At 45.8% G+C, this 25882-nt stretch carries 36 protein-coding genes; all 36 read right to left on the bottom strand.

Annotated features, from left to right (window positions below; all coding sequences use genetic code 11):
- Position 1 precedes the first annotated feature (1 nt).
- A complete protein-coding gene (locus tag ABHC48_RS03095) occupies positions 2–220 on the bottom strand; it encodes an oligoribonuclease (RefSeq protein ID WP_118173846.1) in 219 nt (72 codons plus the stop codon).
- 15 nt (positions 221–235) lie between these two features.
- Positions 236–694: a hypothetical protein gene (locus ABHC48_RS03090; protein ID WP_195699855.1), complete on the bottom strand. Its 459-nt coding sequence runs from the start codon at positions 692–694 to the stop codon at positions 236–238.
- A 12-nt stretch (positions 695–706) separates the two neighbouring features.
- A complete protein-coding gene (locus ABHC48_RS03085) occupies positions 707–1225 on the bottom strand; it encodes an HK97 gp10 family phage protein (protein ID WP_195274067.1) in 519 nt (172 codons plus the stop codon).
- Positions 1222–1620 (bottom strand): hypothetical protein, encoded by a 399-nt coding sequence (locus ABHC48_RS03080; RefSeq protein WP_118173849.1) that lies wholly within the window; start codon positions 1618–1620, stop codon positions 1222–1224. Before ABHC48_RS03080 ends, ABHC48_RS03085 begins: the two co-directional genes overlap by 4 nt.
- Positions 1621–1632: 12 nt before the next feature.
- Positions 1633–1860 carry a hypothetical protein gene (locus ABHC48_RS03075; RefSeq protein ID WP_195699854.1) on the bottom strand — a complete coding sequence of 76 codons (228 nt, stop codon included), beginning with the start codon at positions 1858–1860 and terminating at the stop codon, positions 1633–1635.
- Positions 1861–1871: 11 nt separating this feature from the next.
- Complete coding sequence (locus ABHC48_RS03070; RefSeq protein WP_118173851.1) at positions 1872–2885, bottom strand: major capsid protein; 1014 nt, start codon at positions 2883–2885, stop codon at positions 1872–1874.
- 18 nt (positions 2886–2903) lie between these two features.
- Positions 2904–3299, bottom strand: a complete 396-nt coding sequence (locus ABHC48_RS03065; RefSeq protein WP_195699853.1) for a hypothetical protein — start codon at positions 3297–3299, stop codon at positions 2904–2906.
- A gap of 17 nt (positions 3300–3316) precedes the next feature.
- Positions 3317–4090 (bottom strand): hypothetical protein, encoded by a 774-nt coding sequence (locus ABHC48_RS03060; RefSeq protein ID WP_118173853.1) that lies wholly within the window; start codon positions 4088–4090, stop codon positions 3317–3319.
- 177 nt (positions 4091–4267) lie between these two features.
- Positions 4268–5371, bottom strand: a complete 1104-nt coding sequence (locus ABHC48_RS03055; protein WP_195699852.1) for a hypothetical protein — start codon at positions 5369–5371, stop codon at positions 4268–4270.
- Positions 5372–5381: 10 nt separating this feature from the next.
- Positions 5382–7013 (bottom strand): phage portal protein, encoded by a 1632-nt coding sequence (locus tag ABHC48_RS03050; RefSeq protein ID WP_195566394.1) that lies wholly within the window; start codon positions 7011–7013, stop codon positions 5382–5384.
- A 15-nt stretch (positions 7014–7028) separates the two neighbouring features.
- Positions 7029–7952 (bottom strand): hypothetical protein, encoded by a 924-nt coding sequence (locus ABHC48_RS03045; RefSeq protein ID WP_347505137.1) that lies wholly within the window; start codon positions 7950–7952, stop codon positions 7029–7031.
- A gap of 1100 nt (positions 7953–9052) precedes the next feature.
- Complete coding sequence (locus tag ABHC48_RS03040) at positions 9053–9811, bottom strand: HGGxSTG domain-containing protein (protein WP_195699851.1); 759 nt, start codon at positions 9809–9811, stop codon at positions 9053–9055.
- Positions 9812–10003: 192 nt separating this feature from the next.
- The gene (locus tag ABHC48_RS03035; protein ID WP_195699850.1) at positions 10004–10345 is read right to left on the bottom strand and encodes a hypothetical protein; all 342 of its coding nucleotides are present in this window, start codon (positions 10343–10345) and stop codon (positions 10004–10006) included.
- Between the two features lie 328 nt (positions 10346–10673).
- Positions 10674–10940 carry a hypothetical protein gene (locus ABHC48_RS03030; protein WP_195699849.1) on the bottom strand — a complete coding sequence of 89 codons (267 nt, stop codon included), beginning with the start codon at positions 10938–10940 and terminating at the stop codon, positions 10674–10676.
- Positions 10930–11295 carry a hypothetical protein gene (locus ABHC48_RS03025; protein WP_195699848.1) on the bottom strand — a complete coding sequence of 122 codons (366 nt, stop codon included), beginning with the start codon at positions 11293–11295 and terminating at the stop codon, positions 10930–10932. The genes ABHC48_RS03030 and ABHC48_RS03025 overlap by 11 nt, the downstream gene beginning before the upstream one ends.
- 23 nt (positions 11296–11318) lie before the next feature.
- Entirely contained in the window at positions 11319–11519 is a 201-nt protein-coding gene (locus ABHC48_RS03020; RefSeq protein ID WP_195699847.1) for a hypothetical protein, read from the bottom strand.
- A 12-nt stretch (positions 11520–11531) separates the two neighbouring features.
- Positions 11532–11864, bottom strand: a complete 333-nt coding sequence (locus ABHC48_RS03015) for a hypothetical protein (protein ID WP_195699846.1) — start codon at positions 11862–11864, stop codon at positions 11532–11534.
- Entirely contained in the window at positions 11861–12247 is a 387-nt protein-coding gene (locus ABHC48_RS03010) for a hypothetical protein (protein ID WP_195699845.1), read from the bottom strand. The genes ABHC48_RS03015 and ABHC48_RS03010 overlap by 4 nt, the downstream gene beginning before the upstream one ends.
- Positions 12234–12404: a hypothetical protein gene (locus ABHC48_RS03005; RefSeq protein ID WP_173762540.1), complete on the bottom strand. Its 171-nt coding sequence runs from the start codon at positions 12402–12404 to the stop codon at positions 12234–12236. Before ABHC48_RS03005 ends, ABHC48_RS03010 begins: the two co-directional genes overlap by 14 nt.
- Positions 12401–12562, bottom strand: a complete 162-nt coding sequence (locus tag ABHC48_RS03000) for a hypothetical protein (protein WP_195274047.1) — start codon at positions 12560–12562, stop codon at positions 12401–12403. Before ABHC48_RS03000 ends, ABHC48_RS03005 begins: the two co-directional genes overlap by 4 nt.
- On the bottom strand, positions 12537–12860 hold the full coding sequence (locus ABHC48_RS02995) for a hypothetical protein (RefSeq protein WP_173762541.1): 324 nt from the start codon (positions 12858–12860) through the stop codon (positions 12537–12539). Before ABHC48_RS02995 ends, ABHC48_RS03000 begins: the two co-directional genes overlap by 26 nt.
- A 21-nt stretch (positions 12861–12881) precedes the next feature.
- Positions 12882–13250: a hypothetical protein gene (locus ABHC48_RS02990; protein WP_195566406.1), complete on the bottom strand. Its 369-nt coding sequence runs from the start codon at positions 13248–13250 to the stop codon at positions 12882–12884.
- 4 nt (positions 13251–13254) lie between these two features.
- Complete coding sequence (locus tag ABHC48_RS02985) at positions 13255–13851, bottom strand: hypothetical protein (protein WP_195699844.1); 597 nt, start codon at positions 13849–13851, stop codon at positions 13255–13257.
- On the bottom strand, positions 13844–14032 hold the full coding sequence (locus ABHC48_RS02980) for a DUF3072 domain-containing protein (protein ID WP_195274041.1): 189 nt from the start codon (positions 14030–14032) through the stop codon (positions 13844–13846). The genes ABHC48_RS02985 and ABHC48_RS02980 overlap by 8 nt, the downstream gene beginning before the upstream one ends.
- On the bottom strand, positions 14025–14234 hold the full coding sequence (locus ABHC48_RS02975; protein WP_118173867.1) for a hypothetical protein: 210 nt from the start codon (positions 14232–14234) through the stop codon (positions 14025–14027). The genes ABHC48_RS02980 and ABHC48_RS02975 overlap by 8 nt, the downstream gene beginning before the upstream one ends.
- Positions 14234–14860 carry a hypothetical protein gene (locus ABHC48_RS02970; RefSeq protein ID WP_195699843.1) on the bottom strand — a complete coding sequence of 209 codons (627 nt, stop codon included), beginning with the start codon at positions 14858–14860 and terminating at the stop codon, positions 14234–14236. The genes ABHC48_RS02975 and ABHC48_RS02970 overlap by 1 nt, the downstream gene beginning before the upstream one ends.
- Positions 14857–15162, bottom strand: a complete 306-nt coding sequence (locus ABHC48_RS02965) for a hypothetical protein (protein ID WP_118173869.1) — start codon at positions 15160–15162, stop codon at positions 14857–14859. The genes ABHC48_RS02970 and ABHC48_RS02965 overlap by 4 nt, the downstream gene beginning before the upstream one ends.
- A gap of 1 nt (position 15163) precedes the next feature.
- A complete protein-coding gene (locus ABHC48_RS02960; RefSeq protein ID WP_195699842.1) occupies positions 15164–17686 on the bottom strand; it encodes a DNA polymerase in 2523 nt (840 codons plus the stop codon).
- 17 nt (positions 17687–17703) lie between these two features.
- Positions 17704–20802 carry a DNA primase small subunit domain-containing protein gene (locus tag ABHC48_RS02955; RefSeq protein ID WP_195699841.1) on the bottom strand — a complete coding sequence of 1033 codons (3099 nt, stop codon included), beginning with the start codon at positions 20800–20802 and terminating at the stop codon, positions 17704–17706.
- A 17-nt stretch (positions 20803–20819) separates the two neighbouring features.
- On the bottom strand, positions 20820–21584 hold the full coding sequence (locus tag ABHC48_RS02950; protein WP_118173872.1) for a hypothetical protein: 765 nt from the start codon (positions 21582–21584) through the stop codon (positions 20820–20822).
- A 21-nt stretch (positions 21585–21605) separates the two neighbouring features.
- On the bottom strand, positions 21606–23276 hold the full coding sequence (locus ABHC48_RS02945) for a DEAD/DEAH box helicase (protein ID WP_195699840.1): 1671 nt from the start codon (positions 23274–23276) through the stop codon (positions 21606–21608).
- Complete coding sequence (locus ABHC48_RS02940; RefSeq protein WP_347505136.1) at positions 23249–23638, bottom strand: hypothetical protein; 390 nt, start codon at positions 23636–23638, stop codon at positions 23249–23251. Before ABHC48_RS02940 ends, ABHC48_RS02945 begins: the two co-directional genes overlap by 28 nt.
- 112 nt (positions 23639–23750) lie before the next feature.
- A complete protein-coding gene (locus ABHC48_RS02935; protein ID WP_195699839.1) occupies positions 23751–24308 on the bottom strand; it encodes a hypothetical protein in 558 nt (185 codons plus the stop codon).
- Between the two features lie 14 nt (positions 24309–24322).
- Positions 24323–24610: a hypothetical protein gene (locus ABHC48_RS02930; protein WP_118608377.1), complete on the bottom strand. Its 288-nt coding sequence runs from the start codon at positions 24608–24610 to the stop codon at positions 24323–24325.
- Positions 24592–24828: a hypothetical protein gene (locus ABHC48_RS02925; RefSeq protein ID WP_118173877.1), complete on the bottom strand. Its 237-nt coding sequence runs from the start codon at positions 24826–24828 to the stop codon at positions 24592–24594. Before ABHC48_RS02925 ends, ABHC48_RS02930 begins: the two co-directional genes overlap by 19 nt.
- Positions 24825–25823, bottom strand: a complete 999-nt coding sequence (locus ABHC48_RS02920) for a metallophosphoesterase (RefSeq protein WP_195699838.1) — start codon at positions 25821–25823, stop codon at positions 24825–24827. The genes ABHC48_RS02925 and ABHC48_RS02920 overlap by 4 nt, the downstream gene beginning before the upstream one ends.
- Positions 25824–25882 lie beyond the last annotated feature (59 nt).

Here is a 25882-nt window from a genome sequence, read left to right as displayed (position 1 = left end):
TTTACTTTACCCCCTTGTGTACAGGTTTTTTGAGAAACGCGGCCAAAGCGTCCGCGGCTTCCTGTTTTGTAAGTTCATCTTTTTTTACGCCGTACAATGCACCTGTCATAATGGCGGGCGTTGTGTTAAATACGGCGGCAGACGCGATTAAATCATTTTTTGAGAACGTAGAAGCGGTAACTTTTTCCGCCTGTGCATTCCCGGTTTCTTTAGCTGCCATACTTTCGCTTCCTTTCTATTTTTCTGGTTTTACGTCCAGTCTGGTATACATAACGTCGGCGGTCGACGTACTTGCGTCCCAGCCCTTACGCTTATAAGCCACTTCATACGTAAGTGTAAAAGTAGCGTCTAAGCTTTCGCTGTTGTTAAATCTGGCGACGACGTTTTTTAACCAGCCTACGCGTTTTCCATCTTCTTTTATTTCCAGAACGTTACAGCGATCTTCCAGATCACTTACAAGCGCTTCCTGGTACCTTACAGCTTCGTCCAGTGTGTCCACATACAATGTACACGGCCACGTTACCGTCTGTACGTAAGAATACCGGGTAAGGTGTCTAGCCCTTCCGCGTCCCGGAACGTCAAAAAGCACTACAGGGCGGGAAATGTTCACATTTGTACCACGCTTAAAGGAATTAAGCCCAGCTGTAGACTTAAGCCACATTTGTATAGCTGTAAGTTCTTTTGAATACTCCACATTACCACCCCACTAAAAAAGCGCCCTAAAAAGGCGCTCTACTTCTGACTTTGTTATCTTTCTTAAGTCTTCCTTTGTATCCGGTAAAGACTTTTCAAACATATGTTGACCCGGAACGAACCTACCGGAAAGCTTCATTCCTGTTTTAGCCCCAGGATTATAACTAAAGTTACTACCAGAACCGGAACCAGGTACCCATAAAGACGGCTTTCGTCCAGTAGACTTACTTACACGGTTAGACTGGTTATAGCCTTCTTCCGCTGGTACAGCATATGGACAGTTAGAACCATACCGCACCGACGCGCTACCGCCGCCAGCTTGTACGTCAAATATATTTTCATTTCCGCCGACTGTATAACTTTGTGCAAGTCTTCCAGATCGGCTGTGAATATTTGCCGCTACATTTTCCAAGCCAGCTGTACCAGCTTGCCTAACTATGCGTTCTTCCATGCTGTCTACAGCTGCGGCGGCACTGTTCGCACCGCTGATAAATTTATCAAGGCCACCGTCTAACTCGATTTTTATAATCATAAAAACTTTACCCCTCTGTCTGTTTTGCTGGTCTGATCTTCAAAGGCGATTTTATACGCCCGAAGCATTTCCCTAACAATAACGAACTGGTCGAAAGCTTTATACTGGGTAGACGTTTTTACCGCGCCTGTTGGCGGGGCTACCTCTGTGATATTACCGGTATCCGGGTTTATCTGTTTGGTTTCCCCTCGCGCCATGATTTCAAAGCACGTAGCTACAGCTATTTTAAGTCCTGGGCGGTCCTGTGGTTCTCCTGGAAGCAAAGGCGGCACACCGCCGATATATCCAATACACCAGGTATTCGCCCTGGAAAGGTAAAGGTCTACGTCGGCGTCGTCTATAGGATTTCCCCGCGTATAATACTTTTCCAGAAGTTCGGCTTTATTCAGCAGCATACCGTTACCCCCTTACTCTGTTTTCTTTGTTCGTGTAGCCTTTTTAGGCTCCGGCTGATCTTCGGTAGGTGTTTCCTGTTCCGGCTCTGGTTCTGGTTCTGGTTCTGGTTCGTCTACGACTTCCACCAGTCCATAACCAGAAAGGCGGGTAGCGTCCTTTTCGGACATATCTACCACGGCGCCTACGTCAAGAATGGCACTTTCCACTGTTACGCCTGTTTTTAATACTTTTACCTTCATGGTTTACCCCCTTATCGTACAGTACAGATTTTAATAAGTTCCGGGTACATGATCTTAGGGAAGCCAGCAGCTACAACCTCTACGACCTCACGAAGCGGACGCTCCATAGTGAAGGTACGGGCAAAAATGCCAGGTTCCATGTTATTCTCATAAGTCGGACCCATCTGTACGTTACCGATTTTGTCACCTTCCATAAGGAACACGCCCTTCTTGCTGTCCAGAAGGCGGGCGGTAGTTCTCTTACCACCGTTTGTAGGGTCACGGTAAGTAACCTTTGCGTCGAACGCTTCCATAGGCGGAAGTTCGCGGCCACGAAGGAAAGTGTTAAGTTCGTCCAGGGTAAGAAGCTTATCGCTGTATCCTGTAATTGCCTTTCTGATCGCTACGTCATTCAGTACGATACGGATATTTTCGATACCGGTAACGAATACGTCCGGCGCGTAGCCGTTGTCGTTTCCGTCGATATAATCCTGTACCCAGCGCTCATAGTTTGCCAGGATAGTAGCACCGTCAGCCCCCCACGCTGTAGCAGCGGTTACCTTATTGGCTTCTGGTACGCCAAAATCTACACCCAGTTTAATACCGGATTTATCGTAGATCATAGCACCGTTACCCAGCGCTTGCCAACGAAGCCATTCTACACGGGCGTCAATGTTAGACTTAAGCTGTGCGGTCTTCTTAAGGACCTGCTGTACAGCCATCTTACGGCGACCTTCGTTACCCTTGTCAGACATAGCAGCAAGTTCTTTCTTTGTCAGAATATAGGACTGTCCCATATCTGCAATAGAACCGCTTACACGTCTTACCGGGTCACGATCTGTTAAAGGCAGTTCCGCCCCAGCGTCTACCAGGTCGGCCATGTCTGCCTGTCTTTCAATTACTGTTTCGTTCCACTCCATATCGTAAGTGTTTTCGGAAGGAAGGAAACGGCTACCGATATATCCGGTTTCCACTGGAACCTCGCGGATAGTTTCGGTAAATAACGGGTTCTCAAAGAACTCGCTTAAATTTGCTAATCCAGCCATCTTTATTTACCCCTTTCTTTACACGAATCTGATAGCAGCACCTACAGCTGTTTTAAAAGCTGCGGTACAGCCTACCAGAAGACTTTCATATACCGCACCATGTACAAGAACCTGTCCGGCGGTAACATCTGGATTTTTGCCCTTGTCGTTAACTGTGAATTTAATACTTTCGTCAAGGATAACCGGGTCACTCTTTCCCGTTGGAAAAGCACTTGCCGTATCCTTGTACGGTTCGTACTTACCTGTGGTGTTGTCTTTTACAAGACAAGTACCTTCTTCTACGAAGCCGCCAGTTTCAAACTTAGAACCGTCCAGCGTGATACCATTTACGACATACGCATAATGGGCGCTGGCCTTGATCTCTTTAGCCGCTGCGTAGGATTTTCGTCTAACTGTTACGTCGTTATTCTGCATAACAAAAACCTACCTTTCTACTTTTTATCGTCTTTCTTAATACCCAGCATTTCTAAAGCTTCCGCTTTCTTTGCTTCCAGTTCGCCGTTTTTAGTGCTACCAGCACCGCCAGGACCTTTACCGCGGAAACCATTACCAGAACCACCAGCGCCGTTATCGTCGTCGCCGTCGTCCCCAGCTGGTTTAAATAAGTTCGGTTCGGCGTCGTGTACCTTACGGATAGCGCGGGCAATACTCTTTGCGTCCGCTGTTCCGTTTTCTTCGTCAAACTCGATACTGTCCAGATAGTCAGCACTGATCGCCCTTACTACCTGTGCGGGATTTACAGGATTATACTTACCGGCTTCCTTAAGCACCGCGTTTTCGATAAGCAGCTTCTTACACTGTGCTGTAAGATCGTCCACTTTCGCCGCCTTAGTCTTAAGGTTAGATAATTCTGTTTCGTCGATAGAAGAACCGCTTCCCCCTTCGCCGTCGCCTTTACCAGAAGAACCGTTTTTAATGGTTTCTGCCACTTTGCTAAGTAAGGTCTTATCGTCCGCTTCGACCGTTACCCCAGCGTCCTTAAGTGCTTTACGAACCATTTTTACGGCTTTCTTTGCTACGGTGCTGTCTACGTCGGCCTGGCTGTACTTAGGTCTTTCGTAGTCCGGGTCATAATCTAAAGCGTCGTCGTAAGCGTCCTGGTCTAAAATTTCGTCGTCCAGAAGCTTCTTACACTCTGCTTCATACTGTGCCTTTGTAAGTTCTCCTTTTAAGTAGCGTTCCTGTAATTTTCTAAGTTTTCCCATCTTAAAAACTCCTTTCCGTATTAAGCCCGTCGGCTATATCCAGCGTTCCGCGCTGTCGGGTTCCACGGCCAGTATTTGACGCCCTGGCTATGTTACGGCAATAAAAAACACGCCTTACAAGCGTGTCATATCCGCGGTATCCGCCGCGTCGGTATTATAAAGACTTATGCCCTATAATCAATTATGAATATCAAGACCTAAAGGTACGGTTATGATCTGCCCGTTAAAGCGTTTCCGTACTACCTGTCGGTTAAGGTCTGCCAGCGTTTCCCCTGGTCTTAAGTATTTCTTCGGATTATCCGCGTTTACCATGTCTTTTACCGACGGAAGCCCTACTTCTTTCGCGTATTCGTCATAACTGGCGGCTTTCGTGTAATAAAGGTCGCCGTATTGATCTAAAGCGGCTTTCTGTCTGTCCTTAATACCTAAACCAGAAAGGATAGCTACCCATCTACAGCGACAATGTGGGTGGTTCGGTATACGCCTTCCTGGTAGCCCTGGGTTCATAGGTGTATCATAATCCAGATCATAAGGATTTCTTTTACTGTAGTCGGCGTCTGCCGCACAATAAGCAGACGTTTTACTGTCAAAAGTGGCGTCCCTATACTTACCGTCTACAATATCCGCATTTTCCATAAGGCTGTAGGAAGTTCCTAAAGCGTTCGCCCTAGTCATTTCTGTACGGATAATACGGGAAGCATTATAGTAGCTTTCCTGTATTCCCTGTGAAAGATTCTTAGCGGCGTCGCTATACTGCATTTTCTTTGTAACCAGTTCTTTTACGACTTCTTCACTTTTAGAAGCCACAAGGGAAACACTGGTACGTATACGATCACTGTAGGTTTTCTTATCCGGTAACCAGGGGTTAGCTATAATACCCAACACGCCGGAAGCCGTAAGGTTCGGTACAGTTACCGCGCACTTCGCGGCCTGTTCTAAAATATACGCTGTAGTATTAGCCCCATAAAAAACAGTTCCGCATATCACAGACGTAGCAAACGGCTGTAGTTTTGCGTTTAGTAAATTCAGTTCCGGTATGATCTTAGTAAGGTATTCTTCCTGTATCTTTTTCGCCCACCGTCTGGTAGGAACGAAGTCCGGGTTCTGTTCATTTACATACTTTTTAGCGACTTCTTCCAGGTAGCCTACAGCTGCTTCCTGTAACTGCCCGTATGCCGGGGCAAGTTCAAGAATATGATCGTCTACATAATCTTCCAAAAGGGAAGTATAGTAGTCTACATATTCTTCGTAGTGCTTTTGGGCTTCACTTATCCACGCCATACGCTACCCCCTATTCTGGCGGCTGTGTGATCGTGGAACCTGTAGCGCTGTTCTGCTGATCGTCTGGGTTATCCGGGTCGCCGCCGGTATCCCCCAGGTTATCCGCCCCATATCCAATAGCTGCCAGACTGTTTGTAAGGCTTGTCTGTTGGCTTTCCTCTTTCTGCGCTCTCATTTCTTCAAGTGCTTTCTGTGGGTCGTCGATAAACCACAGCAGTTCATACAAATAACTATCTGGTACAATGTCGGCCAGTTCTGCTACAATGTCGGCGATCTCTTTATTATTCTGTGGAAGATTCCGGCTTATCGTAACTTCCAACCATTCAGACTGGTACAGGTCGTCCCTGGCTTCGATCAGTTCCGGGGTAGTGATTGTTTCATACACACCAGAAACCGTACCGGCAGCATACAGCTTTTGAACATTCAAAAGGTCCGTAATAATCGCGAAGAAGCTACGGAACGCCTGTATAAGAAGTGGTTCCTTCTTACCGGCCTTAATATCAAGACCGGCGTATTTCATTTTGATTTCTGTAGCCGTCGCCCCGTTTAATTCTGCCAGTCGTGGGGTGTTGGTCGTGTCCATAATGTCGTTTTTCGTTCTAGTAAGACCATTTTCTACGGCGTTGTCGTCCTGTGACTGGGCTATAAAGCTGGCCTTACTATCCTTGTCCTTAAGTGCCAGGGCGCGGGCCTTTCGCATTTTCAGAACTTCGTTTTCGTCTACATCTACACCAGTTAAGCATAAATACTGATCTTGTAGGTACTCCATAAGGTTCGCTTTATCACTTAAACCGTGGCAGTAAGCTACAGCAAGTGGAACGACACCGTAGGAAAGATCAGACTTACCGTATCCCTTCACACGTTCGCTGTATTTCGCCGGTAGCTGGTTCTGGCAGACCACAACCGGGATACGGCCGGCCTTATGCTCTATCGGGTTCCCGGTCTTCGCTTCGGTTTCGTCCAGGTGTAAGCTTTCCATACTGTCACCGGTATAGTAAGTAACGTAGCGATCGTCGTAAACCTCTACTTTTGTTTTCGTGGTTTCGCTACCATTTTCCCATACCCCTACTTCATAACGCCGGAAAAGAAGCCTTAACCTCTTTCTGCCGTCGTAAATCGGTATGATCTCCTGTACCGGGTATTCACTGTAATCAATCTTACCTTTTTCGTCTACCCATACGATAATAGAACCAAAGCCACCTATACACATATCGCGTAACAAGTCGGAAAACTCCCCTTGTGCCTTATCCTTTAGCAGCTTCATAACTTTTTTACGGTATTCCGTGATAATCTCACGTTCTTCTGTTTCTTCGTCGTCCTGGTCCGGGTCTTCGACTGTATAGATAGGGGACTTACCTAGCATATAGTCCACAAGCGTATCTATGATAATCTGGACATAGTTAGAAATCAGCTTATTTTCTGTACCGCCGTCCCTAGCCTTGTCGCGCTGTTCGATTTCGTCCAGTTCACCGTCATAGGCTGCCTGGTACAAGTCTACAGCGTTATCCTTTATCCAGCTGTCGTGTTTTGCCACCATAGCCGCGACCCAGGAAGCGTTATCTTTAATCCAACGTTCCGCGGTCACCTGGTTTACTTTTTTCATTTCTGCCAATGTCTGCGGAATGTATGAAGATACCGCCATGCTATTACCCCCTTTCTATACTCCCGACTTTTCACGGTCAAAGGCTGTAGCCTTGCCAGTGTTCGGGTCTATGTTTCGTGCGGCCCTCATAAGCAAGAATAGGGCCATTACTAAGTCGTCGTGTGGAACGTGTCCCGGTTTACGTGGTTCGGCGTTCGCTGGGACATAAAAATTTATTGTTTGCTGGCGTTTGGCTTCCCTTGTAAGGTGTTCCACTTGCCACCGTAATTCCTTCCATAGTTCCAGCTGGTCCGGGTCTTCCGGTGCTTTCGGAACTTTGATTAAATCGTTATGGTTAAAATCGTAAGCCAGGTACCCCAACTTAGATTTACTTTCGTCACCGGCTGCCTTAAACTTATAGGCTTCTACCAGTCCGTCGTTATTTCTGTCGAATAACTCTTTAAGGTGGTACGCCAGCGGTTCACCGATTCCGGTACCGTCACATACCCCACCGATAGCACCCCAGTAACGTATGATCTTCGGTAACATATCCCTTACTTTGCTATGCTGTTTTCCGACCCACTGATACAAGCAGATCGGAACTACTGTACCGTCCCGTAAGAGATCGCCGACGATAAACGTAAGGGCGTCGCGCTTATGAATACCTACAGACGCTTCTACGTCTGTGGTTTCTTCTTCCTGTCCGGCTACATCACACGCCCATATGTATTTATGTCCCTTGACCGGTTCTACTTGCATTTCAAAGCCACCGGAATACATACGGGCTACGCCTTCCGCGGAAAAGAAACGACCGATAGCGTCTACAGCTTTAAGAAGGTACTGTGTCTGTATGGCTATGTGGTCCATTCCCAGACGGGCTACCTGGTTATCAAACGCTTTCTTGTAGTTCGTGTTACCGGAAGCGATAACCGCGTAGGCGTCTATCTTAAATACCAGCTTCGGCCGGTACCCCAGTTCCTTTTCTAAGCGATCTTCCATATCGTGGGCCATCAGTTCGCCACGATAGATAAAGCTGTCCTTTGTCCAGGCTACACCCCATAGCACCGTAGTAGCATTGTTAAACGAACCCATAGGCTGGGCGTCACGCTCCCACTTATCAGCGTCAATGTCCTGGCTTTCGTCGCCTTCCAGTAGTGTATAGGCTGTCTGGGACGCAACGTTAGCCGTAGGGTTAATGGATAGGAACGCCCATTTATTACTATCGCGGGGCGGTCCGATATGGAATTTATAGCCATCTGATTTACTATACTTGCAAGGCTGACCGTCTACCTTCGCTTGACCGGACGTTATCACGCTACCGGCAAGCCCGCCACTGTCCAGCGTTGGGGCGCCTTCCAGACGGTCCATAGACGCTTGTATCTGTGGCTTGTACACCGGGGCGAATTTTACGCCCGATACAGGTACACCGAAGTACCAGCCATACAGCAGTAAATAGTGTTGTAAGAAGGCGCTAATCTCATTCTTACCAGCCTGTCGTGTGATCTGTACCACGAAGTACCAACCCAGTCCGTTTAAGCAGCTATAAAGAATAGCGTCGGCTACCTGTATCTGGTAGTCGAAAGGGTCATTTTTACGAAGAAGCCGCCACGCTTCCCGTAGGTTCTCCCTCTTAAACAGATCACCGAAGTTACTAAGTACGTTGTACGGTATCCCTTGTTTCGCTGCCCGGACGGTCTGGGGTATCGCCGTCATTACCGGGGCGCCGGTCAAGGGGTCCGTGTCTGCCACGTAAGTAAATTCTGTCTGATATTCGTATGTCATAGCACGAAGTCCGCGTAATCTGCTTTCTTAGGCAGCTGTACGCCTTTATCGCATATGCTACGGATATGATGTACTGTATCTGTACATAAGCGACACGACTTAAACGGACACCGGTTAAAGTCCCCGTTCTGTTCGCTGTACTGGCAAGTCAAACAGACACAACCCCTACAGCTTTTATTATCTTCTGCCATAATATTTACACCCCATATTCTAAGTAAAAAAGTCGTAGTTTCTCATAAATACAAGAAAAAGCCCTGTGTTTACACGGTTTCTGGTTATCAGAAAACCTGTAACAAGGCTTTTTACTACAGTTTTTACTACGTTTCCTGTTCTTTTTGTGTATGATCTTCGTTATTTCCCTTACTTTGCGCTTGTCCACCCCAGGACACGTAGACTTCACCTTTAGACGCTGCCCTTAACTCTGCATTAAGAGAAGCCATAATGTCGTCTGGTCCGTCGTCCTTACCTTCTATAAGGTGTTTCTGTCCGATCAGACGCCGTAAGGTGTTCATAGCACGATCTAAGGCGTTATCTTCAATCGTTCCAGCATGGTAGAAAGTCTTCATACCGTCACCTTCACGACATATAACCCTAGATTTTCTGTAAGCCACTTCTTCGCCTTCCAGATCACGGTCTTTTACAAACCGGTCTTTATGCTTCTGTAGATAGCTTACGATCTTAACGGTCTGTACTTTTATCATCATATCCAGGGCGTTAAATTCTTCTTCCTGGTTAATGCTTTCTAAAATGCTTTCTTCCTCTGGAAGTAGTACCTTAGAAAAAAGACCGTGTTTTGTGGAAGCTGCTATTTGTCTGGCGCGTCCTTCCGCTGTCTTCGGACCTGTAGCAAGCCCGCCGTGTATCTTACACCGGCCATAGCCTTTATGTGGTGTTCCCATGCCCGCCGGATTCTTACAAGGCTGTCCGTTATGCATGGCGCCGCAACAAAGGTTATAGTTTTTCCTGGACAAAGCTATTATGTTCATTTTATCCGCCTGGTCGGAAAACTGGCGTTTAAGACGCATATCGTAAGGGTCGAAGCCTTCCGGTAACTGCACTTTTTTTGTAGTTGCCACTGACTTTACCCCCTTTTTTGTGTGTCGTCGTTCGGAAAATCGACGTTTCAGCGTGAGAAAAAGGGACAGGTCCCAGAAAATCCGGGTTTCCCTATCCCTTAATTTGTACATTATAATAGCATTGTAATGCTATTATATAAGATTTTCGGAATAAATACAAGCCTAGTTTTGTCTTACAGAAAACTACTGAAATTATTTATACCCATTGACAAACTCAAAAACGGAATTAACCACTTGATCGCAACGGTAGTAATACTGGTCTTTTGTAAGACCTAAGATAGTCAAAGTCTGCAATAAGCTATACTGTCCTTTAATAACCCAGCGATAGTAAGCAACCCGCCTAAGTTCAAGGGGTAAGCGGTCGTAAGCCATTTCCAGCATGATCTTATTAAGCATACCATTTGTAATTCCGTCCGTGGGCTTACAGCCACTATTAACCTTTACCTGGTCTTCCATAGGCTCGCGCCTTTGTATATGCTCCCAGTTATCTAACCAACGGCGGATAGTCCGCCTACCTATAATTTCCTGTCCCATAGCCTGTACCTCTCTGAAAAAATATATAATAAAAATTTTTAAATTATAATAAGGGGGTAAGAAAAACCCACTCAAAAATGAATGGTAAAATGAGTAAGAAAAACAAGTACCCCCAAAGAAAAATAAATACTGTATATATTATATAATAACTATTATATTAGATATTATATATAATAATGTATATAGTAGTATGTATATAATATAGTAATATTAGACAATTCTTTTCTTTTGGGCTGTATTCCCTTCCCATTCGTTTACGAACCGCGCCTTACCTGTTACGTTCTCTGGTCTTCGCTCTACGCTCTGCCTTCTACGTTCTTCGCTGTACCTACAGCTTTGTGATTTTTAGCGTATCACTTCGCAAGTATGCCGGAACCTTAAAGCCCTTGACTTCCTGGGTCGAAAGACTTAACACGGGTATCCTTACTTCTTTGTCTGGTTCTCCCACAATGCTACGAAGGTCGGTAGCCGCAAACAGACCGGTAAAGTTTCGGGTCGCGGTCATTTCCACGTTACCAATACTTAAGATCAGCTGCTTACGGTCTGCGGTAACACCTTTAATTACAGCTTCTACCTTGCGTGTATTATCTTCCATACGGCCACAGTTCCTTTCTTGCCTGTCTACGTGCTTCCTTTTCCTGGCGGCGTCTTTCCTTTCGGTTTGCGTAGCCTTCCGGGAAGCAGATACCATATCTTTGTACGCCGTGGTCTTCTCTGATATTCTCTAACGCCTGTAATACTTCGTCGGCGTCCGGGTGGGGGTTACCTACATAGTCTGGCAGCTTTCTTATAAATTCAATCGGACTACTACCCAGGCTATTTACATAGCTTACGATCGCCATAGCCTTATCTGTCGGGCAGTTACATACTACCTGGACTTCGTGTATCAGATAATCATAATACGGGTTACCTGTTACACTCTGGTTTAACGGGTTTTCTTTTGCTTTCATATTGCCGATTCCTTTCCGATCAGTTACCCGTGTGTCGCTATTCCCTTATGTGGGTTATGGGCGCCCTTTATGAAAACGTCCATGATAAGCGGCAGTCTGTTATGCCGGATAACTCCATCTTTGATACTAAAGTTTTTCATGCTCCACTGTTGCAGTTCTCCACAAAAATTATAGTCTACTACAACGTCTTGCCCGATAAGGGCTATAAATTCTTCTTTACTCATGCCTTCCACCTCTTACGGAACCATAACGGTACCTGTCGGCGTAGTATACTTAAAGCAGCTACGGTAAAAGTCGTCGTACTTCTCCATTTCGTCTTTCGCTTTTCTGTGCTTCTCTGCGAAGTATTTACGGAAAGCGACTACCGCCTTTTTAAAGTCGTCATTCTCTGAAACGTAGGCGTCATGGTAAATTTTATCAGTATCCGCCTTTAAGAACTTCGACACTTCCAGATACGGTAAGCAGTATCCGGCTGGCGTCTTATAGGACTTCGGCTTATCTTCTACCTCTACTTCGTCCCTTACTACTTCCTTCGTTACTCTTGAAAAATAAAATACGTACAGCTTCATTTGTCGTCGTTCCTTTCTACGTGGTCTTCCAGCTGTGGGGTTGCGTCGTCGTTTTTAGTGAACGCTTTAACGCCGATCTTCTTAAAACGTTCCTTTATCTGGTTCGCGTATGCCGGTGAGTCGTCGGCGTTTGTAGCTTCTTCGCTTACCGTGGTAAGTACAGATAGAAAGCGGTTAAGACGTACTTTACCGGTCCACCCCAGGCGTCTTAAGGCTTCCAGTGTAAACGCTATATAGTTGTCCAGGTCTTCGGTCTGCCGTTCCTTTATAGCGTCGTCGGCGTACTTATCCGCCAGTTTCTTTAATTCTTCTTTTACGTCGTTGCTTATCGTGATAGGCTTCTTTTCTGTCTTAGGCGGAAAATAATACTTACGTTTCCCCATTCTGCCCCCGCTTTCTGGCTGCCTTTTTCTCCTGGTGTCGCCATCTGAAATAATTGATAATGATAACGCCGACCAGGATAAAACCTAAAATTACGCCAATTCCGATTAACACAATAATTCCCATAAGTACGATACTGAAAAGTTCAAATAACGTCATACAGCCACCTTCTTTTTAATCTTGCGGACGGTGCCAGAATACTTATGAATGATCTGCATAAACTCCGGGGTATCTTTCTGCACTAACCAGTTAAAGGGGTCCAGTCGGTTCGCCTTTAAAAATTTCTTCTGGTTATACGTCGGTTTCTTCGCCATCATTGTTAAGACCTTCTTTCTCTGCGGCTACTTTACGTTCCAGGTGTTCTACAGCCATCTTAAGGAACTTAAGGCGGCAGTCGTCGCAAAGGTCTGTAAAGTGGTGGTCGTCCTTCGGTGTTCCTAAAGTCACTTCTACTACAATACCGGTACACCCGGCTATGGGTGTATCCAGTGGTATAGTGTCGTGGGCTTTCTTTACATAGTAGCCCTTGCCTTCGCCGTTCGTGGTGGCGTAGTCGTCCGGTAACTGCTTCTGGCAATAGTCACAGTTATAAACTGTCGTCGTTTTTACACTCATTATATTTACGTCCTTTCTTAATCAGTCTTTCGGTAAACGTACTTCTTTCCCTTCTTTTGGTTCATTGGCAAGGACGTTATACAACCGGTTTACGGTTCCAGAAATAATGTTTACGTGTCCCATAGCCTTATCTAAGTCAGATCTTGAGATACGACCCTTGCAGTCTGAAAGTTCTATCAGTGCTACCACGCGGTCGCCGATACCTTCCACATATGCGGAAATGTCTACACCGTCTTCATGTACACGATCACAGCTACAGCTTTCTTTTTTCTGTGGTTTGCCAATTTTAAAGCCTTCAATCTCTACGTCAACGTCGCTCGGAAGACTAGATACAACCGCCTTAATAAATTCTGGTACGTTTTCCTGTGCTAAAAATTCTGATTTTGTCATGTTTTTACTCTCCTTCTGGTTTTAATATTGCTAAATCATTATCTTGTAAAAAGTAAAGCAGCTGCCACGCCAGGGCTTCTACAAAGGTTTCCTTGCTGTCGTAGTTTCCGGCGTTCGCTTCAAATAGTACCGCGTGGGTAATCTCATGGACGACTACATAGCTTTTAATGTCTGGCTTAAGGTCTTCCATGATCTGTATGTATAATGTGTCATACGTAACACGCCCGCCCAGGTCTTCGTCTTGTAATTCTTTAAAAATACCTTGCTGGACAGTGTAGGGAAGTCCGTTTATCCAGATCATGGAAGGGACGGGCTTACGCCCCTTCACAAAATCCGTATCATTGTCAATAACCAGGCGGTTAAGGACACTTCCTACGCCAGCGTGGTACGTGTCTGCTTCTTTCTGCGGCATACCGGCCGATACCAGTAAAAGGTGTGCTACTTCCCACATGAAATACTGGCGCTTTCTGGCCGGTGCTGCTTCCTGTGTAACCCGGATTTCCTGTACCCCTGGGTCTGCTTCATAACTGTACGGGTCATTTGAATTACAAACGCTGTAGGGTATCCGATTTACTATAATCTTCTTCGGTAATTCAGTCATAGCCTAGTTCCCCTTTCAGTTCGTCTATAATGTCGCTGGCTTCGTCCTTAGACAGTTCTTCTAGCGGTGTATCCGTGTAGTCTTCCAGGACGCCGCCCGCCTGGTCTAACAGCGTGTCTATGTAGTCTAACTGGCTATCTGTCGCCATAAGTCCAAGTTCTTCCATAAGGTCTTTATCCATGCCGCCCACCACCTTTTACCTCATTCTTTATACATTCTTCGTCACGCTTACCGACAACGTTATGGAAATATTTACAGTACAGTTCTCCTTTGAAACGATAAATACCGCCACACGTTTCGCTACAGGTATCCGGTTTTCCGCGTTTCGTAGAAAAGGTTACTACTTCCCCTTCCGGGCTTTTGGTAAGCTTCCTGGCTGCCATTAGCTTTCCCCTTTCCAGCCGTTCCAGGCTTTCCCTGTCTTATTACTGTGAAGGGTGTTAAACTGGTCTTCCAGCTGTTTTACAACTTCTTCCGCCTGTGAATAGTTTCTTACAATCCCGTCTTCAGCAATCTGTAAAAGGTATTCGTCGTCGGCGTAGTTTAAGTGGTGCCGGATACAGCTACAAAGGCTTTCGGAAAGCTTCTTAGTATTTAATACATCTGTCGGCGGTTCTCCATTTACCGCATAGCAGAAGATCACGGCTACGCTTCCTATATCGTCCTGTATGCACTTCGCGATCATTTCATTACCCAGATAGCTAAACTTAAGCGAAAGCGGGCGACGCGTATTAACGTTATCTGGGTTTATGGGCGGTAAATCAAATTCCGGGCGACGCTCTACGTGGTACGCTAAAATTTCCAAGCCTTTACCGATAGCGAATACACCGGGCGCCCCGCTTAAGCCGTCTGTAGGTGTCCAGCCTTCCATAAAACAGCCGCTTTCTACGTCCGCCTTTGTTTCAAGAAACATTTTCATAAGTTCGTCGGCGGTAGGTTCTTCCTTTTCCGGTACCATTTCTACCACATAATTACCCAGCGCTGTTACAATTATCATTCTGTACATCATGCCACCACCTTTAATAAAATCTGACCGATAATAATACCGGCTTCAATGATCGCCGCCACTTTCCAGTAAGTAACGCGCTTCGTTAAGGTCGTCGTTAATTTAATAAGGTTGTCTACCTTCTCTTTTCGCTGATCTGCCACTTTTGTAGTCTGTTCCATAATGCGTGTTACGGTATTCAGATCAGCAGATTTCTTAGCAAGCTTCTGATTCGCTTCATTAAGCGAATACTGTAACATTTCAATTTCCAGTTTGCTACCGGCCATAACTTCGCGCTTTTGCGGCTGCTTATATGGTTTTCCCATTTTATAATCCCCTCGCTTTCTCCCAGTCTTCCAGGCTCATTTTATTACCCCAGCTGTAGGCTACACTGGCTTCTGCTTCCAGCTGTACAGGGAAGTCCTTAAGTGGCGGAACTTCCATAACGGCTTTCTGCCATTTTGCGTAAGTATCTACAAGCGTGGTATCGTCGTCCAGTTCTACTATAATTTCGTCGTGTATCTGGGCTACCATATCGGTATGTCCATGTAACATGAAAGGCTTACAGCCTAACAGTTCTTTTGTTTCTGTAGCGTAGCCGTCCCACGGTTCTATAGCTATACCGTTATGGCTTGCGGTATCCATACCACATTTTTCATATACGGTATTCTGGGCGCGTTTCATAATATCGGCGGCGGAACCCTGTACCGGTGTATTCGCTGCCCGTCGTTCGTCCTCTGACCTTGTGTAACGGTTACTGCTGTTAATCGCCGGAAGCAGACGCTTATAGCCATAAATGGTTTCCGCGTATCCCGTTTCCCTAGCTTTTACTTTGGCGTTTACTTGCATACGTGGGATACCTGGGTAAGTCTTCATAACGGCGTCTACGATCTTCTTACACTCTGGAAGGCTCTTACGAAGCCCCATTTTCTTAAAGGTTTTCTGTAAGGCGTGTTCTGTACCGCCGTAAACAGAACCGAAGTTTCCGGCTTTCGCTCCACTACGTTCGTGCTTCGTAACCTCTGCTTCTGGTTTACCCGTCATAGTAGCCGCTGTCTTTCTGTGTAAGTCTTCGTGATCTCTGAAAGCTTTACGCATAACTTCACACCCGGACTTCCAGGCAGTTAAACGAAGTTCAAAGCCGCTTTCATCTTCCAGAAGGAATACTTTACCGGGTTCCGCCTTATAGAAGTTTCGTACCCCCAGTTCGTCATTATCCGGGCGCGGTACGTTCTGGCCGTTCGGACTGTTGGACGCAAGGCGGGCCGTTTCTGTCCATGGTTCATACTTTGCATGGATTCTGCCAGTAACAGGGTTTACGTATTTTTCGCGGCCTTCTACGTGAGAAGATAACAAAGTAGCGTACTTCTGTATGGTTTGCATACTCTTTAAGAATTTAATACCAATGTCCTTATATGGGTGTTCTTCCCTACGCGCGATTCTAATACGCTTAACTTCTGCTGTAGTATATTCGCGCGGCCATAAAAGACGCTGATCTTGATAAGATAAGTCCGGGTCTACCATTTCCCATTCTTCCGGTAAAGGTGTTTCCAGGTACTTTTCTTCGTCTGGGTCTTCCAGCTTGTTTTCTAACATAAAGATCATATCCATAAGGGCGTTACTGTCCAGGCTAGGGTCTTTTGTTTTGTCAGACCAGGCAGCCGCCGGAAGCTTAAGCGTATCAAATACGAAAGATTTAACGTCTTTCGTTTTACCGCCGACACCTACGTTAAGGTCTTTTATGCCGACGCTTGCGGCCAGGTCCTTCATAGTCTGGGCGGCTATCTCGATCGCGTTCTTTGCTTCTTCCCTTTTAACCTGGGCTATGTCGCTGTCCCATTTCATACCCCAGTATTCCATAATTCCTGTAACCCTTGTAAAAGGCATTTCAATATTTTTTAACCAGTCGGAATAGGTCGGGTATACTTCGTTATCATTACTTATCTGTTTCGCTACTTCGTCCCAGTAAAGGTAATGCTGTACGGCGTAGTCGCTATCCTCACAGCAATAGCTTAAGGCGTCGTGTTCGTCGTTTGGTACCTGGTCGAAAAATAACGCCTGGTTACGTTCCAGGACAGAAGTAAATTCTGACATCTGTACGCCGAATACTTCCTTCGTCATAGGCTTAAGACCTTTACCGACGTAAGGGCGTTTCGGATTTTTAATTTTGTTTGGTAATAGCAGCTGTGACAGCCTTATCCATGCTATGAACGGGTCAGCGCATGGCATAAGAATATATTTACCATACTTCGCCGTAAACTTCGTTTCAAAGTTCATATTTACGGCAATCTTTACGATCTTATGATTAGTAAAGAAATACTGTTCTAAGGTATCAAAAAGTCGTTTTCTGGCTTCGCTTCTGGATAAACCAGGTTCAAACTGGTTAGCCCCCGGATTATCAATAAAGATAGCCCTTGCTTCGTCACACGCTGCCGATAAAGACATAGCGCACACTTCCGCTTTCCACGGGTCAAGGTTGACGTCACGCGTCCAGCTGTCTAAGGCTTTTCCTGTTACTGTATTACCGTCTTCGTCTGTCGGCGGTATCCTGTGGTCTTTATCTCCACTTGTTTCGTAGTCGAAACCACCTAACCCGGTTTCCTCACAGCGGTTACAGTAATCAATAACTTCCTGTATAGTAAGAAGCGGTCTGTAGTCTTTAAAACCTTGCTTACGAAGTTTCGGCCATTTGATCGCCCATTCTCCCGGACGCTTTCTTGTCTGCATACAGTCCGCCAGGGAAGAACCTACAGCTTTATTTTCTGTAGGTTTTGCTACTGCCGTAGCGACTGGCTTTTTAACCTGTGCTGCAAGACCGCCGGAAGCTGGGAACATATTACTTAAATTCAATAATAGAACCCCCTTTTTTAAATGTCGTTTTCCATGTGATCGAATAATCCCATTTCAAAACACTTTGATATATAAGAGTTAAACCGCGGCGTTTTTCTATATCCGCCGCTTGTCATAGTCAGCATACGAAGGCGGACGCACTGGTTAATAATAGCCTTTGCTTCTTCCTTCTCAATGCTTAACATAGCTTCTACGTCGCCAAGTCGTAAGTATTTCTGTCTGGCGAAAAGGTCTATGAACTCGTTATACTTACTGGCACCCTTTAAGGTATCCAGCTTTCTTAACTCGTTTGTAATCTTGTCGAATTTATCCCCTACTATTTCTTCTGATACTGCCAGTCGTGCATAGTAATTAAGGCCACAACCAGGGGCGTTATACAGCTGTACCAGATAGTCATAAATAAAATTTACGTGTGCCGGGTAAACGGTAATTCGTTCCCCGCTTTCGTCTACGCTGTGCGTAAGTGAAGCAAGGGCCACGGCCAAACGTGCCACCTTGTTACGTTGATCGGAAGGTGATACCAGCGGAATATCTGTAGCGTTTCCGTATACCTTAGACAGCTTCGTAGCTGTTTCCAGAATGGCGTCTACAGTATCGGGTAAAAATACAACCTGTTCCGGGGTTCTGCTCCACGCGAATAACACATTATTTTTTAAGGCGTCGTCGCTCATGGTTCGCGGAAATGACGGAAGCGACCGGTTATACTTTTCCGGGTCTACGTCGGTCGATCTCATAAATATAGCGAAGTCGAAGCGTCGTATATCCTCATTGTTAAATACGTCCTTTAAGCTTTCGGCACCCTGGGCGTAATCGGAAAGACGTTTACCTTTCGGCGCGTTACCAGAAAGGATAGCCCTTACCCTACAAGGCGTTTCAGCTGTAACGGCTCTCTTAACTTCCAGCTTACCGTCTGATCTTGCAAGGGTCATTTCCCCGTATTCGTCCTTTTCTATACCGGTGTCTTCGTCTACCCATATAAGCTCTTTATCTGCCAACGGCCAGGCACCCCAGACGATATACCAGCTTCCGCGGTTACCCTGTTCCATTTTGTAAGTAAGACCGGTACGGCTTGTACTCTCTGCATTTACACGGTTACCAAGTCCGATATATTTCATCATTTTTTCGACTAAAGCAGACTTACCGGTACCAGTATCGCCGACTATCTTAAGTTCTACCCACCCCCTTATAGGGTCGGTATCCCATGGAACACGGAAACGTAAAATACTGTGGTAAACCAGCAGCAGACCTAAAAGAACTTCGTCGCGCTCTACGATATGCGTTACGTTATATGTCAGATCATTAAGTATAGTTCCCAGCTTCGATACGATATTTTCCACTGTCATACTTTCCGGTCTAAGGCTGTCCAGTTCTTCCCGGACTTCTTCGGTCAAGGAAAAGCTTTCTACGACGTCCTGTAAAGGTGTCGCGTTCGTTACCAGAATGGTACTTTCCTGGTTCTTCGGGTGTGGGTACATATAACCGCTGATCTCATAGTATTTATTCGTTTCAATCTTCATACCACCGATAGCGTAAATCTTACGAAGTACATAGCTTCCGGTATCGTCTTCTTTAACGCCGTCTTCTTCCGCCATAGGAATAACCAGAAGTTCGTCTACGTTGATCGTTTCCACAATGGAAGTATCATACTTTCCGCAAGACGGTATCCCGCTGATCTCCCGAAGGATTCCCTTTATATTGTCGTCGCCCGTTTCTGTCATTTGAATAAGTTCGCGGTTATGGGCGTTCAGTTCCTTATATGCCGTAGCTGTAGGAATGTTCAGCAGCGGACAGCCATACTTTTTACATTTTTCCTGTCCCCAGCACGAATACTCTACTTTTTTCGGGACAACGTAAGGCGTATGCTTCTTACCGGCCACCATTACGCGGGTCGTAATCAACTTACCAGTAAGGGAAGCGTCGGAAGTCTTCGCAAGCGGAAGGTTTATAGCTTCTTCGGCTACGTCGGTGTTACCCTTAATACAAGGACACATATCACCAGCACACGGTACCCTGTCGTAATCGTTGTCGCCTTTCTTCTTTTCACCGTGAAGTGATCGTATAAAAGCACACCCAAACTGGTAGTCCTTTTCACTTCCGTAAACACTTTCTATAACGTTTCTGGTATTCGCCTTACGTTGCTGGATACTGTACCGACTGTCCGCGCTGGTAAACTTTACTACCCAGTCTTCCAGGATACTTGTAGCTTCTTCTTTTTTGTATCCGGCTGCCTTAAAGTAACAGCAAAGCTGCACAGTGGCGTTATTACGATCGCCGTCTTTCTTCCAGCCATTGTTAAGAATGTCTTCTACACATACCGGCGGCTTATCCTTAACGAAAATATATTCTGTTTTACTTCGCTTATCGGACGTTGTAGCGGCGGCTTCTTCGTATTCGTGTAACTTGTCCGCGTAGAACACCCCGGCTTTTGGTCTTTTACGTACTGTCTTTTCTTCTCTCTGGATAGGCTGGCCAGTACGCGCTCTTTCCTTAATTTCATCTAATGTCAGTTCCTTAAGCTGCTGTAAGGTAAGTTCGATCTTGTAAAGCCCGGTCTTCTGGTGCCTGGAATACGGAAGACGTAACATACGCTTTACGGTATAAACCACAAGGTCTACAGCTTTTAAAGGTTCTGTATACTCTACTGGTCGTCCGTTTTCGTCTTCCTGTTCCTGTACTTCTCCTAACCTGTAACGAAGGTATCCGGCAATATGCTTATATACTCTCTGTAAGTCTTTTCTAGGCTCTACGCCTAACGCTCTTTCGTCTACCAGAATATGGAAACCCTTAGACCCGGAAAAGTAAATATGTAAGTCCTGTTCCTGTATATCAAGTTCTCCGGTGAAGAACTCCACCAGCTTAATAGCTTCTTCCTGGGCTACTGCCGGATTTTCACTATAGTCAAGGTCGAAGTACAGGGGGGCTAAGAAGTCTTCCCCCTCTGTCTTCTTCTCATTTGCGTATTTCTGGACCGTGGCAAAACAATTAAAGTCCTTTGCTTCTTCGTGTTGCCACTTCGGTACGTCGTCCAAGTGTTTACGCTTCCACGGGCTGCTTTTTCCGTTTTCGTCGCACTGGTAACAATCCACGTACACATATTCTTTATTTTGTTTTACCATTTCTTAAGGCCCCTGTTTTACTTTGTGGTATAGTCTTCTGGGTTAAATACTCCCATAGCTTCAAATTTGATAGCCAGCCAGGATACGGAAGCGTCTGTACGGCTACGCTGTTCTTCTGTAGACAGTCTGGTAACCACGCTGGTAAGTCCTGTACGTGCCGGAATACCGATCTTTTTATACGCTCCACGGAATACGTTCATAGCATACTTACCGTAGGCGATCGTAGCAGTAGGGGCGAAGGACATAATATAAATTTTCGGGATACCGTCGGCTTCAGAAAGGGCGTCTACAGGAACTACCGAAGCCATATAACGAAGTTCCAGGTCTTCTACGCTGTAACGTTCTGCTGCTTCCGGGTTCTCCTGTAACCACGCTGTAAGCTGCTGTACGGCGTCTTCTTTCTCTCTGCAAGCTACGATCAGCTGGCCGTCTTCTGGACTGTTCTGTAATCCCCATAAAGACCAACGTTTTTCACCTTTTCCAATAATGACGTCGATATGATCTTTATATTTAATACTGTCGTCGTCTTTATCCACAAAATCCCCCTTCTTATCCACAGTCAGCCAGGAACCCATGTAAACAAAATCAAGGTCTAAGCCGTCGTTTGCTTTCTGGAACTCCTCAAAAGTGTTATTAAGAAGTGTGGTAATATATGCGGCGCCGTTCGGCTTAACCTCTGCTACAGCTGTTTCCGCGGCTTTTGCGATCGCTGTACCTGCTACTTCTTCTGTTCCGGCGTTCTTTGCTGCTACGTCCATGTTCTGTGTTGTGTTCTCACTCATAATAAATACTTCCTTTCATAATTAAAATTTAATACTATCCAGTAAACCGTCTATAACGTCCTTTTCGGCGCTTTTCGGCTTAGATGGTAACTTAATACCCAGGCGCTTATATACCTTTCTTCTGCTGTAGTATTGACCTTTCAGAACGCCTACAGAAGCGTCCACATAGTCGAACCATACCGCTTTTTTATCTGGGTTCTGTGGGTCCTTTCTCATAATACGGCCTATTTCCTGTTCCAGATTAAGACCGGTGTTACTCTTTCCGTCCCCACGTTTTGGTGTTACTGTATGCCCTACGCAAAGGCTAGGTATGTCTAAACCTTCACGGGCTAACTGTGTAGCAAAAAGGATATTTACTTTTCCTTCCCTACACTGGTCTAAAATATCTTGTCGTTTCTTTTTGGTAACTTGCCACTTCTTAAATTCTTCTTCGGTATACTGTGGCGTTTTTACTTTCCACCTTCTGGCTTTTCCGTCATACTTACATTCTGTACCGTAGTCAGCTGCCAGGGCTTCGGCCTGTCGTTTTCCACTGGCTACTTTCCAGCTATACCGGGTAAGTCCGCCATGCACTACAGCGGTCTTACAACCTCTGTAGCCCTGTTCCGTAAGAAGCTTGTCTACTTTCTCTTTCAGCTTAAAGCAATACCTTACGCTTTCAGAAAGAACGATAGACTGACCGTATTTAACCGCGTCTACGATACTTTTGGCTACCAGGTTTAACCGGTCTTCGTTTTCAAAAAGTCGGTATAAAATGTCCTGGTAATCCAGGTCTTCGCCCCCGGCGTCTATGTTTCCGTCGGCGCTATCTTCATTCCCGTAAGTGAAGGACGTGTAGACAAACTTTACTTCTGGTAAAACCAGCTGATCGTCTTTGTAAAGGGCGGTTCGGGGAACCTCATGTAGTACCGGTCCAATACCTAAGTACATAAGCTGTTCCATTTCGTCTTTACGCTTCGGTGTGGCCGTAAGTCCTATAATATGCTTCGCCGGAAACTGGGCGGCGGTATCTAAAAACTGGGTACTGGGGAAGTGGTGCGCTTCGTCGATCACGACGACGCCTATAAATTCTTTCAGCTTTTCTACAAGTCGCTGTTTTGCCTTAAGCGTCTGTACCGTCGCTATGATAAGCTTACGGTCGCCGAAGTCCTCTACACCGTCCCCCAGGATACCGACACGACCTACGCCTTTCAATGTAGATAACGCCCTGTCCCTGGTCTGATATACTAAATCTCTGGTATGGGTAAGCCATAAGGTCGGGCGTCCAACTTCGTAGATATATCGCATACCCATGATAGTTTTACCGGAACCCGCCGGGGAAACCCCGATACCATTTTTATGTAACAGGCTATCTATAAGCGGGTGCTGGTAATCTCTGATCTGGAAGTTTTCGTTCCACGGTCCGAAGTCTACCGGTTCCCCTTCTACCTGTTCCTTATCCCATTTAATGGACGTCGTTGTTTCTGAAATAAGACTATATAAACGATCTGCATAACCACGGGGAAGTATTAAGCTTCCGTCGTTGTCATATGTAAAAAGCTGTAGCTTCTGGTCTATGCCCCAGGTAGGGCGACGCTGGTACTTCGCTTTTAAGTATGCCGGATTATCTATTGTAAGATCGTCTACTATTTTCAGTTTCAAGGGAAGCGGATAGCCACTTACCCTTATGTTATTGCTTTCGTATACGTGCAATCTCGCACCCCCTTTAAATCGTATCCACGTTCGCCGTTTATCTCTATACGTGGAAGGTTGATAGCTTCTATTTTCCCTTGCTGTAGTTCTTCCAGCGTTATATAACGCCGTCCTTTCTGGTTCATATACACCATAGCGTGAACCAATCGGAAAGCGTAGGCAACGTCTACAGCTTCGTTAAGGAAGGATACCAGGACAAGCCCTATATTTCTGTCTAATGCCTTTTCAAAATTTATCAGACCTTTAAGCTGGTCGGTGCGTAACATTGACAACATAAACCGGTCGCCGTCCGTTCTCTTTTCCTCACAAAGTAAATTTACGTGTTCCAGAAGTACCAGTTCGTCCGCCGGCCTTGTACCCAAGTTTCCACCGTCTGTAATGCGTAACCGCCATAAGTTTGGTATCTGCCGCCAGCTTCTTCTACATTCTTCCTGGAAGTCTTCGCCACGCTGCCTACGTTCCGCCTGTTTCTCATTACGCAAGGTAGGTAAGTGCGGCGGCTTGTAACTGTGCCTTCGCTCTGATACAACTTAAGGCTTCTTTCTTCGCGTCCAGGTCTTCCCTGGTCTTGAACTGGGAAACCTCGATAGCCTTAATATCTGCTTCCACGCTTGCCAGTTCCTTACGATCTGTGGCGCTAAAATGTCTACGGAAAGCGTCGCGCTGGGTATCGTTTGTAACAGCTACCTTTACCTGTGTACCGTCTGAGTAAGGAATAATACCATAAGCGTCCTTACCGGTTCCGCAAATTGTGTTAATAGCTTCTGATTCTGTGATCTGAATAGAGGTTTCCAGTTGGCGGGCGCGTCTTGCTAACGCTGCTTTATTCTGATAGGTTTCTTCGTTCTTACGTCCGGCTTCCAGAATATCCGTAACAGCAGCGTCCAGCTGTGAGATAGTGTTAATCAGCTGTTCGTCTGTCACTACCGGGGTGTTAATGGTCGGTACGTGCTTATTCAAGGCTTCGGTTGCCGCCTTTGCTACGGCGTCCGCGCCGTACTGTTCAATAAGTTTCTGTAATTCTTCTTTCATGTTTTTACCCTTTCTTAATTGCATAATGTTTTTGTAAAGCTGCCTAAAATACCGTTTCTCTGCTCCTGTTCTTTTTCCTGTGCTTTTGCCTGTTCTACAGCTGTTTTAACTACGGCAGATATAACGACATTTTGTACAATAGGTACCGCGCTGGCGACTTCCATAACGGTACACGCTTTTAAGTCGTAAACCTGTTTTTCCAGTTCCGGGAAGCCGCCGTAAGCCTTTAAGGTATCCGCCATATTTGCGATCATAGTATCTTTACAAAGTTCATTGAAAGCATTTATCTTTTTACCGGCCACGGCTTCGCCCCCTTTCGGATATGTGGGCGTACCACCAGGAACGACCCACCCATACAAGAACTGTCAAACGGTTTACTGATCGTATAAGCGCCACAATTCGGGCAGCTGATTTTTATAGCACCAGCGGAAGAAACCACCGGGTTAAGTTCCTGTAAATCGTTATCCGTAATCGGTTCTTCATGTCCACAGTTACCACAAGTCCAAAATTTCACCTTCATACCGCTACAAGCTCCCTTTGCCTATCAATAATCTGTAAAGCTGTCTTTACTACTTCCGGGCTGTATTTTTCTTCGGCTGCTACCTGGTCGATAATCTGGTTAATATCCATAAGAACCTTATTACCGGTGTGACCCTGGATAAGTGCGCTAAAGTTGTCCATAGCGTACTGTCGTTCCTTTTCTTCCTCAATACGACTACGATCTAAGACTTCTTCCCCGGACTTCGCACACGACACCGGTATAAACTCCGCTTCGTACTTTCCACTGATTTCGTCTATCTTAATCAGTGCTACCTGTATCTGCCGTTCCATCTCATTAACGGAAGCTGACATACGTAACAGGCTGCCTGGATTTACAAAAAGCTTGTCGTCAGCGCTTCTGTGGTAAATCCCATAGCCTAAGTGATCGTGTCCAGTAAGGATAATATCGGCGGTCGTGTCCACCTTATATAAGTCACTATATCGGTCAAACGGTGGGCGGTGGTCTAATAACATACCGTGGGCTATATGTACCCCGATATGGTTACCTTCCGGGTAATCTACGTCCGGTCCATATCCATAACCGTTTATGTCCATATCCTTACTGTACGGCGTAGCAGTCAGATACACCTTATAGTGTCCCTTTGCCAGATAAATAGGCTTGTCACTGGCGCTTCTGATAACCGTAAGCTGTGGTACCAGCATTTCCAAAAGCCTTAAACTGGTACGGTAGTAGCTGTCTACGTTGTATCCGTAAATATCATGGTTACCCAGTGTACAGTAAATGTTTACCGGACTTTCCTTTAACACTTCTGCAAATTCCAGAAGAACGGCTATACCAACTTCCGGTCGGTCGAATATATCCCCAGGCTGTAAGATCGCGTCTACAGCATTATCTACAGCTATCTTAAAAACTTCCTTAAGCTTCTGCTTCGCAACTTCCTTGTAGTCGTCTATACGGTTTCTGGGATTCGTTCCGCGTAAGTGTAGATCGCCCACGAATAAAAATTTAACCATCTTCTTCGTCCCCCTTTCGGTCGTCTTCGCAGCACTCACACCGTACCTGGTCTGGGTCG

The organism is Ruminococcus sp. 1001136sp1 (genome assembly GCF_039841815.1).
Taxonomy (GTDB): Bacteria; Bacillota; Clostridia; order Lachnospirales; family Lachnospiraceae; genus Blautia_A; species Blautia_A faecis.
The sequence above is the reverse complement of the archived record's forward strand: the minus strand, read 5'-3'. Positions and strand labels throughout refer to the sequence as shown.

Coding starts and splice junctions, on each gene's coding strand:
- ABHC48_RS03095 (WP_118173846.1), bottom strand. CDS start 220: ATGGCAGCTAAAGAAACCGGGAATGCACAGGCGGAAAAAGTTACCGCT.
- ABHC48_RS03085 (WP_195274067.1), bottom strand. CDS start 1,225: ATGATTATAAAAATCGAGTTAGACGGTGGCCTTGATAAATTTATCAGC.
- ABHC48_RS03080 (WP_118173849.1), bottom strand. CDS start 1,620: ATGCTGCTGAATAAAGCCGAACTTCTGGAAAAGTATTATACGCGGGGA.
- ABHC48_RS03075 (WP_195699854.1), bottom strand. CDS start 1,860: ATGAAGGTAAAAGTATTAAAAACAGGCGTAACAGTGGAAAGTGCCATT.
- ABHC48_RS03070 (WP_118173851.1), bottom strand. CDS start 2,885: ATGGCTGGATTAGCAAATTTAAGCGAGTTCTTTGAGAACCCGTTATTT.
- ABHC48_RS03065 (WP_195699853.1), bottom strand. CDS start 3,299: ATGCAGAATAACGACGTAACAGTTAGACGAAAATCCTACGCAGCGGCT.
- ABHC48_RS03060 (WP_118173853.1), bottom strand. CDS start 4,090: ATGGGAAAACTTAGAAAATTACAGGAACGCTACTTAAAAGGAGAACTT.
- ABHC48_RS03055 (WP_195699852.1), bottom strand. CDS start 5,371: ATGGCGTGGATAAGTGAAGCCCAAAAGCACTACGAAGAATATGTAGAC.
- ABHC48_RS03050 (WP_195566394.1), bottom strand. CDS start 7,013: ATGGCGGTATCTTCATACATTCCGCAGACATTGGCAGAAATGAAAAAA.
- ABHC48_RS03045 (WP_347505137.1), bottom strand. CDS start 7,952: ATGGAAGATCGCTTAGAAAAGGAACTGGGGTACCGGCCGAAGCTGGTA.
- ABHC48_RS03035 (WP_195699850.1), bottom strand. CDS start 10,345: ATGGGACAGGAAATTATAGGTAGGCGGACTATCCGCCGTTGGTTAGAT.
- ABHC48_RS03030 (WP_195699849.1), bottom strand. CDS start 10,940: ATGGAAGATAATACACGCAAGGTAGAAGCTGTAATTAAAGGTGTTACC.
- ABHC48_RS03025 (WP_195699848.1), bottom strand. CDS start 11,295: ATGAAAGCAAAAGAAAACCCGTTAAACCAGAGTGTAACAGGTAACCCG.
- ABHC48_RS03020 (WP_195699847.1), bottom strand. CDS start 11,519: ATGAGTAAAGAAGAATTTATAGCCCTTATCGGGCAAGACGTTGTAGTA.
- ABHC48_RS03015 (WP_195699846.1), bottom strand. CDS start 11,864: ATGAAGCTGTACGTATTTTATTTTTCAAGAGTAACGAAGGAAGTAGTA.
- ABHC48_RS03010 (WP_195699845.1), bottom strand. CDS start 12,247: ATGGGGAAACGTAAGTATTATTTTCCGCCTAAGACAGAAAAGAAGCCT.
- ABHC48_RS03005 (WP_173762540.1), bottom strand. CDS start 12,404: ATGACGTTATTTGAACTTTTCAGTATCGTACTTATGGGAATTATTGTG.
- ABHC48_RS03000 (WP_195274047.1), bottom strand. CDS start 12,562: ATGATGGCGAAGAAACCGACGTATAACCAGAAGAAATTTTTAAAGGCG.
- ABHC48_RS02995 (WP_173762541.1), bottom strand. CDS start 12,860: ATGAGTGTAAAAACGACGACAGTTTATAACTGTGACTATTGCCAGAAG.
- ABHC48_RS02990 (WP_195566406.1), bottom strand. CDS start 13,250: ATGACAAAATCAGAATTTTTAGCACAGGAAAACGTACCAGAATTTATT.
- ABHC48_RS02985 (WP_195699844.1), bottom strand. CDS start 13,851: ATGACTGAATTACCGAAGAAGATTATAGTAAATCGGATACCCTACAGC.
- ABHC48_RS02980 (WP_195274041.1), bottom strand. CDS start 14,032: ATGGATAAAGACCTTATGGAAGAACTTGGACTTATGGCGACAGATAGC.
- ABHC48_RS02975 (WP_118173867.1), bottom strand. CDS start 14,234: ATGGCAGCCAGGAAGCTTACCAAAAGCCCGGAAGGGGAAGTAGTAACC.
- ABHC48_RS02970 (WP_195699843.1), bottom strand. CDS start 14,860: ATGATGTACAGAATGATAATTGTAACAGCGCTGGGTAATTATGTGGTA.
- ABHC48_RS02965 (WP_118173869.1), bottom strand. CDS start 15,162: ATGGGAAAACCATATAAGCAGCCGCAAAAGCGCGAAGTTATGGCCGGT.
- ABHC48_RS02955 (WP_195699841.1), bottom strand. CDS start 20,802: ATGGTAAAACAAAATAAAGAATATGTGTACGTGGATTGTTACCAGTGC.
- ABHC48_RS02950 (WP_118173872.1), bottom strand. CDS start 21,584: ATGAGTGAGAACACAACACAGAACATGGACGTAGCAGCAAAGAACGCC.
- ABHC48_RS02935 (WP_195699839.1), bottom strand. CDS start 24,308: ATGAAAGAAGAATTACAGAAACTTATTGAACAGTACGGCGCGGACGCC.
- ABHC48_RS02925 (WP_118173877.1), bottom strand. CDS start 24,828: ATGAAGGTGAAATTTTGGACTTGTGGTAACTGTGGACATGAAGAACCG.
- ABHC48_RS02920 (WP_195699838.1), bottom strand. CDS start 25,823: ATGGTTAAATTTTTATTCGTGGGCGATCTACACTTACGCGGAACGAAT.